This window comes from Amycolatopsis albispora, assembly GCF_003312875.1.
Taxonomy (GTDB): Bacteria; Actinomycetota; Actinomycetes; order Mycobacteriales; family Pseudonocardiaceae; genus Amycolatopsis; species Amycolatopsis albispora.
Genome location: NZ_CP015163.1, coordinates 2,092,058 through 2,107,439, shown reverse-complemented (window position 1 = coordinate 2,107,439; position 15,382 = coordinate 2,092,058). Strand labels below are relative to the sequence as shown.

Annotated in this window: 13 protein-coding genes; 12 read left to right on the top strand and 1 reads right to left on the bottom strand. The window is 71.4% G+C overall.

Translation table 11 applies throughout. The annotated features are described in order from the left end of the window. Nucleotides 1–76 precede the first annotated feature (76 nt). From A4R43_RS09755 to A4R43_RS09705, 11 genes are all read left to right on the top strand, one after another. Nucleotides 77–424, top strand: coding sequence for a bifunctional 3-phenylpropionate/cinnamic acid dioxygenase ferredoxin subunit (locus tag A4R43_RS09755; RefSeq protein WP_113692027.1), 348 nt, complete (start codon nt 77–79; stop codon nt 422–424). Continuing rightward, complete coding sequence (locus A4R43_RS09750) at nt 424–1,599, top strand: NAD(P)/FAD-dependent oxidoreductase (protein WP_113692026.1); 1,176 nt, start codon at nt 424–426, stop codon at nt 1,597–1,599. The genes A4R43_RS09755 and A4R43_RS09750 overlap by 1 nt, the downstream gene beginning before the upstream one ends. 31 nt (nt 1,600–1,630) lie before the next feature. Further along, entirely contained in the window at nt 1,631–2,773 is a 1,143-nt protein-coding gene (locus A4R43_RS09745; RefSeq protein WP_113692025.1) for an aromatic ring-hydroxylating oxygenase subunit alpha, read from the top strand. Between the two features lie 36 nt (nt 2,774–2,809). Then, nucleotides 2,810–3,898: an S-(hydroxymethyl)mycothiol dehydrogenase gene (locus A4R43_RS09740; RefSeq protein WP_113692024.1), complete on the top strand. Its 1,089-nt coding sequence runs from the start codon at nt 2,810–2,812 to the stop codon at nt 3,896–3,898. After that, a complete protein-coding gene (locus A4R43_RS09735; protein ID WP_113692023.1) occupies nt 3,895–4,515 on the top strand; it encodes an MBL fold metallo-hydrolase in 621 nt (206 codons plus the stop codon). Before A4R43_RS09740 ends, A4R43_RS09735 begins: the two co-directional genes overlap by 4 nt. A gap of 98 nt (nt 4,516–4,613) precedes the next feature. Beyond that, complete coding sequence (locus A4R43_RS09730; RefSeq protein ID WP_113692022.1) at nt 4,614–5,915, top strand: serine hydroxymethyltransferase; 1,302 nt, start codon at nt 4,614–4,616, stop codon at nt 5,913–5,915. Next, nucleotides 5,912–7,150, top strand: a complete 1,239-nt coding sequence (locus A4R43_RS09725) for a sarcosine oxidase subunit beta family protein (protein ID WP_113692021.1) — start codon at nt 5,912–5,914, stop codon at nt 7,148–7,150. The genes A4R43_RS09730 and A4R43_RS09725 overlap by 4 nt, the downstream gene beginning before the upstream one ends. Before the next feature lie 14 nt (nt 7,151–7,164). Beyond that, nucleotides 7,165–7,440: a sarcosine oxidase subunit delta gene (locus tag A4R43_RS09720; RefSeq protein ID WP_113692020.1), complete on the top strand. Its 276-nt coding sequence runs from the start codon at nt 7,165–7,167 to the stop codon at nt 7,438–7,440. Continuing rightward, nucleotides 7,437–10,214 (top strand): 2Fe-2S iron-sulfur cluster-binding protein, encoded by a 2,778-nt coding sequence (locus A4R43_RS09715; protein WP_113692019.1) that lies wholly within the window; start codon nt 7,437–7,439, stop codon nt 10,212–10,214. The genes A4R43_RS09720 and A4R43_RS09715 overlap by 4 nt, the downstream gene beginning before the upstream one ends. Then, entirely contained in the window at nt 10,207–10,800 is a 594-nt protein-coding gene (locus A4R43_RS09710) for a sarcosine oxidase subunit gamma (protein ID WP_113692018.1), read from the top strand. The genes A4R43_RS09715 and A4R43_RS09710 overlap by 8 nt, the downstream gene beginning before the upstream one ends. Before the next feature lies 1 nt (nt 10,801). Beyond that, entirely contained in the window at nt 10,802–13,270 is a 2,469-nt protein-coding gene (locus A4R43_RS09705) for a GcvT family protein (RefSeq protein ID WP_113692017.1), read from the top strand. Nucleotides 13,271–13,281: 11 nt separating this feature from the next. Here the strand turns inward: A4R43_RS09705 and A4R43_RS09700 are convergent, their stop codons facing one another. Next, entirely contained in the window at nt 13,282–13,947 is a 666-nt protein-coding gene (locus A4R43_RS09700; RefSeq protein WP_113692016.1) for a GntR family transcriptional regulator, read from the bottom strand. Between the two features lie 42 nt (nt 13,948–13,989). Between A4R43_RS09700 and A4R43_RS09695 the strand changes: the two genes are divergently transcribed. After that, the gene (locus A4R43_RS09695) at nt 13,990–15,363 is read left to right on the top strand and encodes an L-serine ammonia-lyase (protein ID WP_113692015.1); all 1,374 of its coding nucleotides are present in this window, start codon (nt 13,990–13,992) and stop codon (nt 15,361–15,363) included. Nucleotides 15,364–15,382: the final 19 nt, after the last annotated feature.

Below are 15,382 nucleotides of genomic sequence, written 5' to 3'. Positions count from 1 at the left end.
GACGCGTGGCGGGAGGGTGCCGGATTCTCCGTTGCGTATAGCACGCCGTGTTCCGCCATATGCAACAGGAGCCACGATGATCTTAGTTGGCGCGGTGTCCGAAATTCCTGTCGGAGAGTCTGTACGCGTGCAGGGCCAGGTGGCAATCGCGGTCTTCAACGCCGACGGTGAGTTCTACGCGATCGACGACACGTGCACCCATCAGGACGCTTCACTGTCCGACGGCTGGCTGGAAGGATGCGCGGTCGAGTGCCCGTTGCACGCCGCGTGCTTCGACCTCCGCACCGGGCGGCCGAGCGGGCCGCCCGCGAAGAAGCCGGTGCGCACGCACGAGGTGGTCCTCGTCGACGGTTACGTCTACGTGCACGAAACCATCGGTGCCGCGGCGGAGGCCGCGCCCGCGTTCGCGGAAGAGGTCGCCTGATGCGGGCGGTCACCGTGGTCGGTGCTTCGCTGGCCGGGCTGACCGCGGTCCGCGCGCTGCGCGACCAGGGTTACGACGGCCGGATCACCGTGGTGGGTGACGAGGGCTACGCGCCGTACGACCGCCCGCCGCTGTCGAAGGAGTACCTCGCGGGCACGGTGTCCGAATTCGACCTCAAGCTGGAAACGCCGGAGGACGCCGCGCTCGGCGCCGACTGGCGGCTCGGCCGCACCGCCACCGCGCTGGACACCGCCGGCCGCGCGGTGGTGCTCGACGACGGCGAGCGGATCGTGTCCGACGGCGTGGTGCTGGCGACCGGCGCCCGCGCGCGGCGGCTGCCCGGCCGCCCCTTCGACGGCGTGCACACGCTGCGCACCCTCGACGACGCCATCGCGTTGCGGAAGGCGCTGGTGCCCGGTTCGCGGCTGGTGGTGATCGGGGCCGGCTTCATCGGTTCGGAGATCGCCTCGACGGCCGCGGCGATGGGCATCGAAACCGACGTGGTGGAAGCCGAGGCGTCACCGCTGCACCGGCCGCTCGGCCCGGAGATGGGCCGCGTGTGCGCCCGGCTGCACGCGACCAAGGGCGTCCGGCTGCACACCGGCCACGGGCTGGCCGGGCTGATCGGGAACGGCCGGGTGCGCGCGGTCCGGCTCACCGACGGCCGCGAGCTGCCCGCCGACGTGGTGGTGCTGGGCATCGGCGCGTCCCCGTGCGTGGACTGGCTGATCGGTTCCGGCGTCGAGCTGGCCAACGGGGTGCGCACCGACGCGCGGGGCCTGACGAACGTGCCCGGCGTGGTCGCGGTCGGCGACTGCGCCAACTCCGACCGCGCGCACGCCGGTGGCCCGTCCCGGCTGGAGCACTGGACCAACGCCGTCCAGCAGCCGATCGCCGCGGTGTCGGCCCTGCTGGACCGCGAGTACACCCCGCCTGCCCACCACCGCCTGCCCTACTTCTGGTCCGACCAGTACGGCCACCGCATCCAGTTCGCCGGGCACCGCACCGAGGACAGCACGGTGGAGGTGCTCGAAGGCGAGGTGGCCGAATTCGACTTCCTCGCGCTCTACCGCGACCGCGCCGGCGAGCCGGTGGCCGTGCTCGCGGTGGACCGCGCCCGCTCGTTCGGGCGGTGGCGCCGCCGGCTCGCCGGGCGTCTGTCCACTTCGAACTGACTTTCCCCGAACCGCCGCAGAAAGGACCACCGTGAGTTCCGTCGAAGTTCGCGCCCAGCAGCCGGAGCCCGCCACCAGCCTGATCCCCACCCTGCCCGGGGCCCACTACACCGATCCCGCCCTGTTCGAACGCGAGCAGCAGCGCATCTTCCAGAAGAACTGGTTCGCCGCCGCGCGCAGCAGCGACCTGCCGGAGCCGGGCAAGTTCCGCACGGTGGACGTGGGCGGGGAGAGCGTGCTGATCGTGCGTGGCCGCGACCGCTCGCTGCGGGCGTTCCTCAACGTGTGCCGTCACCGCGGCGCGCGGTTGTGCATGGACGACTCCGGCTCGGTGCGCCGGTCCCTGCAGTGCCCGTACCACGCCTGGACCTACGGCCTGGACGGCAAGCTCATCGCGGCGCCGAACCTGAACTCGATGAACGACGTCAACCGCGACGAGTACGGCCTGATCGGGGTGGCGCTGCGCGAGTGGCTCGGCACGGTGTGGGTGTGCCTGGCCGACGAGCCGCCGTCGTTCGCCGACACCGTGCAGGCCGCGGTCAGCGGCCGCCTCGGCGACGGTGACGTGATCGAGAAGTGGGGCATCGACGAGCTGGCCGTCGGCCGCCGGATCACCTACGACGTCAAGGCGAACTGGAAGCTGATCGTCGAGAACTTCATGGAGTGCTACCACTGCGCCACCATCCACCCGGAGCTGACCGAGGTGCTGCCGGAGTTCGCCGACGGGTACGCGGCGCAGTACTACGTCGGCCACGGCGCCGAGTTCGGTGAGGACATCACCGGGTTCTCCATCGACGGGCAAACCGGTTTCGGCACGCTCGCCGGGGTCGACGAGCACCACGACCGGCGCTACTACGCGATCACGGTCAATCCGCAGGTGTTCATCAACCTGGTGCCCGACCACGTGATCTTCCACCGGATGTACCCGATGGCGGTGGACCGGACGATCGTCGAGTGCGACTGGCTCTATCCGCAGTCGGTGCTCGACAGCGGGGCCGACCTGAGCAAGTCGGTGGAACTGTTCCACCGGGTCAACCAGCAGGACTTCGAGGCCTGCGAACGGTGCCAGCCCGCGATGTCGTCGAAGGCCTACGCGGCGGGCGGCGTGCTGGTGCCCAGCGAGCACCACATCGGCGAGTTCCGCGACTGGGTCGCGGACGCCATCTCCGACTGACGCCCCGAGTCCACCGAAGAAACAGGAGAGAACAGCATGGCCCAGAAAGTCCGCGGCGTGGTCTCGCTCGAAAAGGGCAAGCCGGTCACCGTCGAGACCATCGTGGTGCCCGACCCCGGGCCGGGGGAGGCGGTGGTGCGGGTGCAGGCCTGCGGGGTGTGCCACACCGACCTGCACTACCGCGAAGGCGGCATCAACGACGAGTTCCCGTTCCTGCTCGGCCACGAAGCCGCCGGGGTGGTCGAGTCGGTCGGCGAGGACGTGACCGACGTCGAGCCGGGTGACTACGTGATCCTGAACTGGCGCGCGGTGTGCGGGCAGTGCCGCGCCTGCCGCAAGGGCAAGCCGCAGTACTGCTTCGACACGCACAACGCCACCCAGAAGATGACGCTGACCTCCGGGCAGGAGCTGAGCCCGGCGCTGGGCATCGGCGCGTTCGCGGAGAAGACGCTGGTGGCCGCCGGGCAGTGCACCAAAGTGGACAGCCGGGCGCGGCCGCAGGCGGCCGGCCTGCTCGGCTGCGGGGTGATGGCGGGCATCGGCGCCGCGGTGAACACCGGGCAGGTGGGCCGGGGCGACACGGTGGCGGTGATCGGCTGCGGCGGGGTCGGGGACGCGGCCATCGCCGGGGCGCGCCTGGCCGGGGCGACCACCATCGTCGCGGTGGACCGCGATCCGCGGCAGCTCGACAAGGCCAGGGAGTTCGGCGCCACGCACGTGGTGGACGCGCGCGACCTCGACCCGGTCGAGGCGATCCGCGGGTACACCGGCGGGTTCGGCGCGGACGTGGTGATCGACGCGGTGGGCCGCCCGGAGACCTGGAAGCAGGCGTTCCGCGCCCGGGACCTGGCGGGCACGGTGGTGCTGGTCGGCGTGCCCACGCCCGAGATGAAGGCACCGGACCTGCCGTTCCTGGAGTACTTCTCGCACGGCGGCGCGCTGAAGTCGTCGTGGTACGGCGACTGCCTGCCGTCGCGGGACTTCCCGGCCCTGATCGAGCTGTACCTGCAGGGCCGGCTCCCGCTCGACGCGTTCGTCACCGAGGAGATCGCGCTCGACCACGTCGAGGACGCGTTCGCCCGGATGAAGGAGGGCGGGGTGCTGCGCTCGGTGGTGGTCCTGTGATCGAGCACCTGGTCACCTCCGGCACCTTCTCGCTGGACGGCGGGACGTGGGAGGTCGACAACAACGTCTGGATCGCCGGCGACGAGCGCGAGGTGCTGCTGATCGATCCCGCGCACGACGCGGGCGCGATCGCCGCGCGCGTGGGGGATCGCCGGGTGACCGCGATCGTCTGCACCCACGCCCACGACGACCACGTCGGGCAGGCGCCCGCGCTGGCGGACAGCTTCGGCGCGCCGATCCTGCTGCACCCGGAGGAGGCTCCACTGTGGAAGCTGACCCATCCGGAACGCTTGCCGGACAAGGAACTCACGCACGGCGAGGTGGTCTCCGCCGGTGGCGTGGAGCTGACGGTGCTGGTCACTCCCGGGCATTCGCCCGGTTCGGTGTGCCTGCACGCGCCCGAACTCGGCACGGTGTTCTCCGGGGACACGCTGTTCCGCGGCGGGCCGGGCGCCACCGGCCGCTCGTACTCCGACTTCGGCACGATCATCGAGTCCATCCGGGACACGCTGCTGGTGCTGCCGCCGGAAACCGAGGTCCGGACCGGCCACGGCGAGAGCACCACGATCGGCGCGGAGGCACCGAACCTGCACGAGTGGATCCATCGCGGATTCTGACCGCTTCCGGCCTCTTGACCCGCGCCGACGTGGGCCTTAGCGTGACATTTGATTGATATATCAGAAATCCCGTGGAGATATGACAGGAGTGGGGCCGCATGTCCGTAACCGTTGACCGCCCCGGGACCCAGGGTCCCGAACGGGTGCTCGGCCTGTCGCTGGCGGACGCCGATCCGGAGGTCCACCGGGTGCTCGGGCTGGAGGTGGCGCGGCAGCGGGGCACGCTGGAGATGATCGCCAGCGAGAACTTCGCGCCGCTGAGCGTGCTCGAGGCCCAGGGCTCGGTGCTGACCAACAAGTACGCCGAGGGTTATCCCGGCCGGCGCTACTACGGGGGCTGCGAGCACGTGGACGTGCTGGAGCAGCTGGCCATTGACCGGGTGAAGGCGTTGTTCGGCGCGGAGTTCGCCAACGTGCAGCCGCATTCGGGGGCGCAGGCCAACGCGGCGGTGCTGGCGGCCCTGCTCGAACCGGGGGACACCTTCCTCGGCCTCGACCTCGCGCACGGCGGTCACCTGACCCACGGCATGCGGCTGACCTTCTCCGGCCGGTACTTCGACGCGGTGCCCTACCACGTGCGCGAGGACACCCACCTGGTGGACCTGGACGAGGTGGCGCGGCTGGCCCGCGAGCGGCAGCCGAAGCTGATCATCGCCGGCTGGTCGGCCTACCCGCGGCAACTGGACTTCGCGGCGTTCCGGCGGATCGCCGACGAAACCGGTGCCCTGCTGATGGTGGACATGGCGCACTTCGCCGGGCTGGTGGCGGCCGGGCTGCACCCGAACCCGGTGCCGTACGCCGACGTGGTCACCTCGACCACGCACAAAACGCTCGGCGGCCCGCGTGGTGGTGTGGTGCTGGCGAAGCGGGAACTGGCCAAGAAGCTCAACTCCGCGGTGTTCCCCGGCCTGCAGGGCGGTCCGCTGGAGCACGTGATCGCGGCGAAGGCGGTGGCGTTCAAGCTCGCCGGGGAGCCGGCGTTCCGGCTGCGGCAGGAGCGCACGCTGGCCGGGGCGAAGATCCTCGCCGCGCGGTTGCTGGCCGAGGACCGGGTGGGCGTGGTGTCCGGCGGCACCGACGTGCACCTGGTGCTGGTGGACCTCCGTCACGCCGAACTGGACGGAAAGCAGGCGGAGGACCGGCTGCACCGGGTGGGCATCACGGTCAACCGCAACGCGGTGCCGTTCGACCCGCGCCCGCCGATGGTGGCTTCCGGGGTCCGCATCGGCACCCCGGCGCTGGCCGCCCGCGGTTTCGACGAGGCGGACTTCACCGAGGTCGCCGACATCATCGCGCTCGCGCTGCGGCCGGGGACCGGCGAAGCCGGGCTCGCCGCACTGGCCGACCGGGTCGCCGCGCTCGCCGCCCGCCACCCCCTCTACCCGGAGCTGACGGCATGACCACCGACACGAACCCGCCGGGCGCGGACCTGCCCGAGCACCCGGACTTCCTCTGGCGCAACCCGGAGCCGAAGAAGACCTACGACGTGGTGATCGTCGGCGGTGGCGGGCACGGCCTGGCCACCGCGCACTACCTGGTGAAGAACCACGGCATCACCAACATCGCGGTGCTGGAGAAGGGCTGGCTCGCGGGCGGCAACATGGCCCGCAACACCACGCTGATCCGGTCGAACTACCTGTGGGACGAGTCCGCCGCGATCTACGAGCACTCCCTGAAACTGTGGGAAGGCCTGGAGGACGACCTCGGTTACCCGATCCTGTTCTCCCAGCGCGGGGTGCTCAACCTGGCGCACACCGAGCAGGACGTCCGCGACTCGGTCCGCCGCGTCGAGGCCAACAAGCTCAACGGCATCGACGCGGAGTGGCTGGGGCCGGACGAGGTCAAGCGGATCTGCCCGATCATCAACACCTCCGCAGACATCCGCTACCCCGTGCAGGGCGCGACCTACCAGCCGCGCGCGGGCATCGCCAAGCACGACTACGTGGCCTGGGGCTTCGCGCGCCGCGCCGACGAAGCCGGGGTGGACCTGATCCAGGACTGCGAGGTCACCGGGTTCACTGTGGACGGTGACCGGGTGACCGGGGTGCGCACCAGCCGCGGTGACATCGGCTGCGGCACGGTGGCGCTGTGCGCGGCCGGGCACACCTCGGTGCTGCTGGACCAGCTCGGCGTCCGCGCGCCGTTGCAGTCACATCCCTTGCAGGCGCTGGTTTCCGAGCTGCTGGAGCCGGTGCACCCGACGATCGTGATGTCCAACGCGGTGCACGTGTACGTGTCGCAGGCGCACAAGGGCGAACTGGTGATGGGCGCCGGGGTGGACGCCTACAACGGCTACGGGCAGCGCGGCGCGTTCCACATCATCGAACGGCAGATGGCCGCCGCGGTGGAGCTGTTCCCGGTCTTCGCCCGCGCGCACCTGCTGCGGTCGTGGGCGGGCATCGTGGACGTCACCCCGGACGCGAGCCCGATCGTCGGGCACACGCCGTACGAGAACGTCTTCGTCAACGCCGGCTGGGGGACCGGTGGCTTCAAGGCGACCCCCGGCATCGGCTGGTGCTTCGCGCACACCGTCGCGCACGGCGAACCGCACCCGTACGTCCGCCCGTTCGGCCTGGACCGGTTCACCACCGGCGCGCTGGTCGACGAACACGGCGCCGCCGCCGTGGCCCACTGAAGGCGAGGACAACCATGCAACTGATCCACTGCCCCTGGTGCGGCCCCCGCGAGGAGGTCGAATTCCACTACGGCGGCCAGGACGGGATCGCCTATCCCGACCGGCCCGCCGACCTGTCCGACCAGGAATGGGCCGAGTACGTGTTCTACCGCGACAACCCGAAGGGCACCTTCGCCGAGCGGTGGAGCCATGCCGCGGGCTGCCGCCGCTGGTTCACCGCCGTGCGCGACACGCACACCTACCGCTTCCTGAGCACCAGCAAGCCGCGGCCGAAGGAGGTGCGGGTATGAGCCGGGTCCAGGGGTACGGCCGCGTCGATCGCGGCCGCACGCTCTCGTTCACCTTCGACGGCCGCACCTACACCGGGCATCCCGGCGACACGCTCGCGTCGGCGCTGCTGGCCAACGGCGTGCACCTGGTCGGCACCAGCGTCAAGCTCGGCCGCCCGCACGGCATCAGCGCGGCGTGGACCGAGGACGCCACGGCGCTGGTGCAGATCGAACGGCCGTTCCCGGAGCCGATGCTGCAGGCCACGACGGTCGAGCTGGTGGACGGACTGGTCGCGCGCGGGGTCAACGGGCAGGGCCGCCTCGCCGGCACCGCCGACCCGGACCGCTACGACCGCAAGCACACGCACACCGACACGCTGGTGATCGGCGCCGGTCCGGCCGGGCTGCTCGCCGCGCTCGGTGCCGCGCGTGCCGGGGAGGACGTGGTGCTGGTCGACGACCGGCCCGCCGCGGGCGGCAGCCTGACCGGCACCGAGTCGATCGGCGGCCGTCCCGCGCTCGAGTTCGTCGCGGACGTGGTCGCGGAACTGGCGGAACTCGGTGTCCGGCACCTCCAGCGCACCACCGCGTTCGGCCAGTACGACGACGGTTTTGTGCTCGCGCTGGAACGCCGGACCGACCACCTCGGTGCCGCGGCGCCCGCGCATCGCAGCCGCCAGCGCGTGCACCGCATCCGCGCGCTGAAGGTGGTGGTCGCCACCGGCGCGCAGGAACGGCCGATCGTGTTCGAGGACAACGACCGCCCCGGCATCATGCTGGCTTCGTCGGCGCGTGACTACCTGCACCGGTACGGCGTGCTCGCCGGACGCGAGATCGTGGTGTTCACCAGTGACGACGCCGCCTACGCCGCCGCGATCGACCTGGCCGGGGCGGGTGCCCGCGTGACCATGCTCGACGTGCGCGAGAACCCGCCGCGCGACTGGGAAACCCGCGCTGACGAAGCCGGGATCCTGGTGCACCCGGCGTCCGTGGTCACCGGGACCGAGGGGGAGGAGCGGGTGCGGGCCGTGCTCGCGCGCACCGCCGACGGCGGGGTCCGGCTGCCCGCCGACCTGCTGCTGGTCTCCGGCGGCTGGAACCCGGTGGTGCACCTGTTCAGCCACGTCCGCGGGGCGCTGGCCTACGACCCGTCGCTCGGCGCGTTCCGGCCGTCCGGTTCGCTGCCGGGGGTCACCGTGATCGGCGCGGCCAACGGCACCCTGGACCTGGCGGGCGTGCTGCGCGAGGGCGCCGGGCCGGACGCCCCGGCGGCCGGTCCGGAACCGGCCCGCACGCCCACGTCAGTGGTGTGGCGCACCGACGGCGACCCGGACCGCCAGTTCGTCGACCTCCAGCGCGACGCCACGGTGACCGACATCGGCCGCGCGGTGGGCGCCGGACTGCGCTCGGTCGAGCACGTCAAGCGGTACACCACCATCGGCACCGCGCACGACCAGGGCAAGACCTCCGGGGTGATCGCCTCGGGCATCACCGCCGAGCTGCTCGGAGTGTCCATTGAGGACCTCGGCACCACCACCTTCCGGCCGCCGTACACCCCGGTCGCGTTCGCCGCGCTGGCCGGGCGGTCGCGGGGCGGCCTGTTCGACCCCGAGCGGGTCACGCCGCTGCACGACTGGCACGTCGAGGCGGGCGCGGTGTTCGAGGACGTCGGGCAGTGGAAGCGCGCGCGGTACTACCCGAAGCCCGGCGAGGACATGGATGCCGCCGTGCTGCGTGAATGCGCGGCGGCCCGCTCCGCGGCCGGCCTGCTCGACGGGTCCACCCTCGGCAAGATCGACGTGCAGGGCCCGGACGCCGGGGTGCTGCTGGATCGCTTGTACACCAACATGATGAGCACGCTCAAGGTCGGCCGCGTGCGGTACGGCGTGATGTGCGGCAACGACGGCATGGTGCTCGACGACGGCACCGTGCTGCGGATCGACGAGAACCGGTTCCTGCTCACCACGACCACCGGTGGCGCGGCCACGGTGCTGGAGTGGATGGAGGAATGGCTCCAGACCGAATGGCCCGAGCTGCGCGTGCACCTGACCTCGGTCACCGAGCAGTGGTCGGTGTTCCCGGTGGTCGGCCCGCGGTCGCGGGACGTGGTCGGCGAGGTCTTCACCGAGCTGGACGTGTCCAACGAGGCGTTCCCGTTCATGTCGTGGCGCGACACCACGCTCGACGGCGTGCCGGTGCGTGTCGCCCGCATCTCGTTCTCCGGTGAGCTGGCCTACGAGGTCAACGTCGGCTCGTGGTACGCGCGGGCGCTGTGGGAACGGCTGCTGGCGGCGGGGGAGAAGCACGGGATCACGCCGTACGGCACGGAAACCATGCACGTGCTGCGCGCGGAGAAGGGTTACCCGATCATCGGGCAGGACACCGACGGCACGGTCACCCCGCAGGACCTCGGCATGAGCTGGGCGGTGTCGAAGAAGAAAGAGGACTTCGTCGGCAAGCGCTCCTTCACCCGGCCGGAGAACCTGAACCCGCAACGGAAGCAGTTCGTGTCGCTGCTGCCCACCGACGGCCGCACCAAGCTGCCGGAGGGTTCGCAGATCGTCGAGCTGTACGAGGACGGCAAGCTGCCCGAGCCGCCCGTGCCGATGCTCGGGCACGTCACCTCCAGTTACCACAGCGCGGAACTCGCGCGCCCGTTCGCGCTCGCGCTGGTGAAGAACGGCCGCGCGCGCATCGGCGACGTGGTGCACGTGCCGGTGGACGGCGCGCTCGTGCCCGCGCTGATCGGCGAAACCGTGCTGGTCGATCCGGAAGGAGCCCGCCGCGATGGCTGACACCCTCTACCGCACGCACCCGCTGGAGCACCGGCGGGAAGCGCTGGCCGGGCTGCCCGCCGGGCTCACCGCGTATCCGGAAGACCTGTTCGCGGCGGTGGACCTGCGGGTCGATCCCGCCGGGCCGGGGGCCGAGGCGGTCGGCCGCGCGCTCGGCACCGCGCTGCCGGTCGAACCCAACACCTGGACCCACACCACCGACGGCCAGGTCGTCTGGCTCGGTCCCGACGAGTGGCTGGTGACCAGCTCGACCGCGCAACCCCAGCAGTTCGAGCAGGAACTGGGCTGGGTCGTGTCGGCCTTCGACGGCGCGGCGGTGGACGTCTCCGCGCAGCGCACCAGCATCCGGCTGCGCGGGGAACTGGCCAGGGAACTGCTTTCGCTGGGCTGCGCCCTCGATCTGCGGCCCACCGCGTTCGGGCCCGGCGCCTGCGCGCAGACCCAGCTCGGCCAGGCCGGCGTGCTGCTGCTCGCGCTCGGCGACGGCGACTTCCGCGTGTTCGTGCGGCAGTCCTTCGCCACCTATCTCGCCGACTGGGTGCTCGACGCCGCCGAAGACTTTTCAGACTTCCGGAAGGAGACCTGACATGAGCACCACGCCTCGCGTTGTCATCATCGGAGCCGGGATCGTCGGCGCCAACCTGGCCGACGAGCTGACCGGGCGCGGCTGGCACCGGGTCACCGTGCTCGACCAGGGCCCGCTGCCGCTGACCGGCGGCTCCACCTCGCACGCACCCGGCCTCGTCTACCAGACCAACGCGTCCAAGACGATGACCGAATTCGCCGCCTACACCGTGGACAAGCTGCTGGGTCTCGACGTGGACGGTGCCTGGTGCTTCAACCAGGTCGGCGGCCTGGAGGTCGCGACCACACCGGAGCGCCTGGCCGATCTGCACCGCAAGCAGGGCTGGGCCCTGTCCTGGGGCGTGCCCGCCGAGGTGGTCGATCCGGCCCGGTGCGCCGAGCTGCATCCCTTGCTGGACAAGGAAAAGGTGCTCGGCGGCCTGCACACGCCGACCGACGGGCTGGCCAAGGCGTCCCGCGCGGTGGTCGCGCTGGCCGCCCGCGCCGAGTCGCGCGGCGCGGTGTTCCGCGGCTCGACCCGCGTCACCGACGTTCTGCAGCAGGGCGGCCGGGTCACCGGCGTGCGCACCGACGCCGGTGACGAGATCCCGGCCGACATCGTGGTGTCCTGCGCGGGATTCTGGGGTCGCGCGGTCGGCGAGCTGGTCGGCATGAAGGTGCCGCTGCTGCCGCTGGCCCACCAGTACGCCCGCACGAGCCAGCTGCCCGAGCTGGTCGGCCGCAACGACGAGCTGATCGAGGCGCGCCTGCCGATCCTGCGGCACCAGGACCACGACCTGTACTACCGCGAGCACAACGACTGCCTCGGCATCGGCACCTACGCCCACCGCCCGATGCCCGCCCGGCTGAGCGACCTGCCCGAGGTGGACAGCCTGAGCGAGCAGGCCATGCCGTCGATGCTGCCGTTCACCGAGGAGGACTTCGCACCGTCGTGGGAGCACAGCCGGGCGCTGCTGCCCGCGTTGCGCGACGCCAAGGTGGAAACCGGGTTCAACGGGGTGTTCTCGTTCACCCCGGACAACGGCCCGCTGCTCGGCGAGTCGCCGGACGTGGCCGGGTTCTGGATCGCCGAGGCGGTGTGGGTGACGCATTCGGCCGGGGTGGCGAAGGCGGTCGCGCAGCTGCTCGTGGACGGCCGCAGCGAGGTCGAGCTGCACGGCTGCGACGTCAACCGGTTCGATGAACTGCAGACCACCGACGCCTACGTGGACGAGACCGCGCAGCGGAACTTCGTGGAGATCTACGACGTGCTGCACCCGTTGCAGCCCAAGCTTTCCCCGCGTGAGCTGAAGGTCAGCCCGTTCTACGCGCGGCAGCAGGAACTGGGCGCGTTCTTCCTCGAAGCCCACACCTGGGAGCGGCCGCACTGGTACGAAGCCAACGCCCGGCTGGTCAAGGAGCTGCCGCCGGAGTGGCAGCCGCCGTCGCGGGACGCGTGGTCGTCGATGTTCCACTCGCCGATCGCGGCGGCCGAGGCGTGGAAGACGCGCACGGCGGTGGCGATGTACGACATGACCCCGCTCAAGCGGATCGAGGTCTCCGGCCCTGGCGCGACGGAGTTCCTGCAGCGCCTGACCACCGGCAAGATGGACAAGTCGGTCGGCTCGGTGACCTACACGCTGTTGCTCGACCGCGCGGGCGGGATCCGCTCGGACCTGACCGTGGCCCGCCTCGGCGAGAACGTGTTCCAGGTGGGCGCGAACGGGAACCTCGACGTGGACTACTTCCGCCGCCAGGCTCCGGCCGACCACAGCGTGCAGATCCGCGACATCACCGGCGGTACCTGCTGCATCGGCGTCTGGGGACCGCTGGCACGGGAGCTGGTGCAGCCACTGGCGGACGCCGACTTCTCGCACGAAGCGCTGAAGTACTTCCGGCTGCGGCACGCGCACCTGGCGGGCATCCCGGTCACCGCGATGCGACTGTCCTATGTGGGCGAACTCGGCTGGGAGCTGTACACCAGCGCCGAATACGGCAGGCGGCTGTGGGACGTGCTGTGGGAGGCCGGGCAGCCGCTCGGCGTGATCGCCGCCGGGCGGGCCGCGTTCAACAGCCTGCGCCTGGAGAAGGGCTACCGGGCGTGGGGGAGTGACATGACCACCGAGCACAACCCCTACGAAGCGGGGCTCGGGTTCGCGGTGAACAAGAAGAAGACCGGGTACGTCGGCCACGAGGCGATCGCCGGGCTGGAGCACGAGACGCCCGCGCGCCGGCTGGCCTGCCTCACCGTGGACGACGGGCGGAGCGTGGTGCTCGGCCACGAACCGGTGTTCCTGGACGGCCAGCCCGCCGGTTATGTCACCTCGGCCGCGTTCGGGCACACCATCGGCAAGCCGATCGCCTACGCCTGGCTCCCGTCGTCGGCGGTGGAGGGCACGTCGGTGGAGATCCAGTACTTCGGGCGGAAGGTGCGTGCCACCGTCACCGCCGAACCGCTGGTGGACCCGGAAATGACCCGCATCCGCCGATGATCACGACCCGCTCAGAGGATCGCGCGGATCGCCTTCTCGAAGCCGGTGACGTGGTCGCGGGCCAGGGTGGCGGCCCGCGCACCGTCGCCGGCGGCGATGGCTTCGAGCAGGCCGGCGTGCTCGCCGATGTGCGCGTCGAAGTGGCTGACCCGGTCCAGGAACAGGCAGAAGATCCTGGTCGCGAGGTTGTTGTACCGGACGAGCGTGTCTTCCAGGTGCGGGTTGCCCGCGGCCCGGTAGAACGCGCGGTGGACGCGCATGTCCCAGTGCATCAGCTCGTCGCGGGCCAGGGTGTGCACGTCGTTGGTCCGGATCGTCTCGGCGAGTTCGGCCAGCTTGGCGCGTGCCGCGTCGCCGGACTTCTCGGCGGCGCGGCGCGCGGCGACCGGTTCGAGCTGCACGCGGATCTCGGAGATGTAGGCCAGGTCGGTGATGTCCACGCCGGTGGCGAAGGTGCCGCGGCGGGGATAGGAGACCACCAGGCGGTCGATCTCGAGCCGCTTGAGCGCCTCGCGGACCGGGGTCCGGCCGACGCCGAGGGACTCGGCCACCGCGACGTCGTCGATCGGGGCCATGGGCGGGATCTCGAGCATGATCAGCCGGTCGGTGAGCGCGGCGTAGGCGCGGTCGGCCAGCGAGGCGGGCTGCCGCTCGAGCTCGTCAGGGGCGATGGTCACCGGCCCAGCTTAGTGCAGATTGATATATGAGTTGGAGCGCCGATGACCATTTCCGTGTTCGACCTGTTCAAAGTCGGGATCGGGCCGTCCAGCTCGCACACCGTCGGCCCGATGCGGGCGGCCTGGCTTTTTGTCACCCGGTTGAGGGAGTCCGGGCGGCTGGAGCGCGTGGCCCGCGTGCGCTGTGAGCTGTTCGGCTCGCTCGGCGCCACCGGGCACGGCCACGGCAGCGTGAAGGCCGTTGTGCTCGGCCTGTCCGGGGAGCAGCCGCAGCTGGTCGATCCGGTGGCGGCGGACCCGGCGGTGGCCGCGGTGCGGGCCGGGCACCGCATCCAGCTCGGCGGCAAGCACGAGATCGGCTTCTCCCCGGACGACGACGTGGTGCTGCACCGGCGGGCCCGCCTCGACTTCCACAGCAACGGCATGGTGTTCACCGCCTTCGACGGCACCGGCGCCGAGGTCGACCGGCGCGAGTACTACTCCGTCGGCGGCGGCTTCGTGCTGGACGAGGACGAGGCCGGGCGGCCCGTGCTGGCCGAGGACCCGACGCCGGTCCGCTACCCGTTCACCACCGGCGACGAGCTGCTGGCGCTGACGGCGGAGACCGGCCTGCGGATCAGCGACCTGATGCTGGCCAACGAGCGGTCGTGGCGCGGGGAACCGGAGATCCGCGCCGGGCTGCTGCACATCTGGTCGGTGATGCGCGAGTGCGTGGACCGCGGCACGCGCACCGGCGGCACGCTGCCCGGCGGGCTCCAGGTCCGCCGCCGGGCAGCCGCCCTGCGCGACCGGCTGGAGTCCGGTGTGGACGACCACGATCCGTTGCACGCCATGGAATGGGTCACCTTGTTCGCGCTCGCGGTGAACGAGGAGAACGCCGCGGGCGGCCGGGTGGTCACCGCGCCCACCAACGGCGCGGCGGGCATCGTGCCCGCGGTGCTGCACTACGGCGCCCGGTTCCTGCCGGGCTTTGGCGACGAGGACGTGGTGCGGTTCCTGCTCACCGCCGGCGCGATCGGCCTGCTGTTCAAGGAGAACGCCTCCATCTCCGGTGCCGAGGTCGGCTGCCAGGGCGAGGTCGGCTCGGCCTGCTCGATGGCGGCGGCCGGGCTGGCCGAGGTGCTCGGCGGCTCGCCGGAGCAGGTGGAGAACGCCGCCGAGATCGGCATCGAGCACAACCTGGGCCTGACCTGCGACCCGGTCGGCGGGCTGGTGCAGATCCCGTGCATCGAGCGCAACGCGGTGGCCTCGGTCAAGGCGATCACCGCGGCGCGCATGGCGGTGCGGGGCGACGGGGCGCACCACGTCTCGCTGGACAAGGCGATCAAAACCATGCGCGAGACCGGCGCGGACATGAAGGACAAGTACAAGGAGACCGCCCGTGGCGGGCTGGCTCTCAACATCGTCGAATGCTGACCAGAACAGCCGAGGAGAA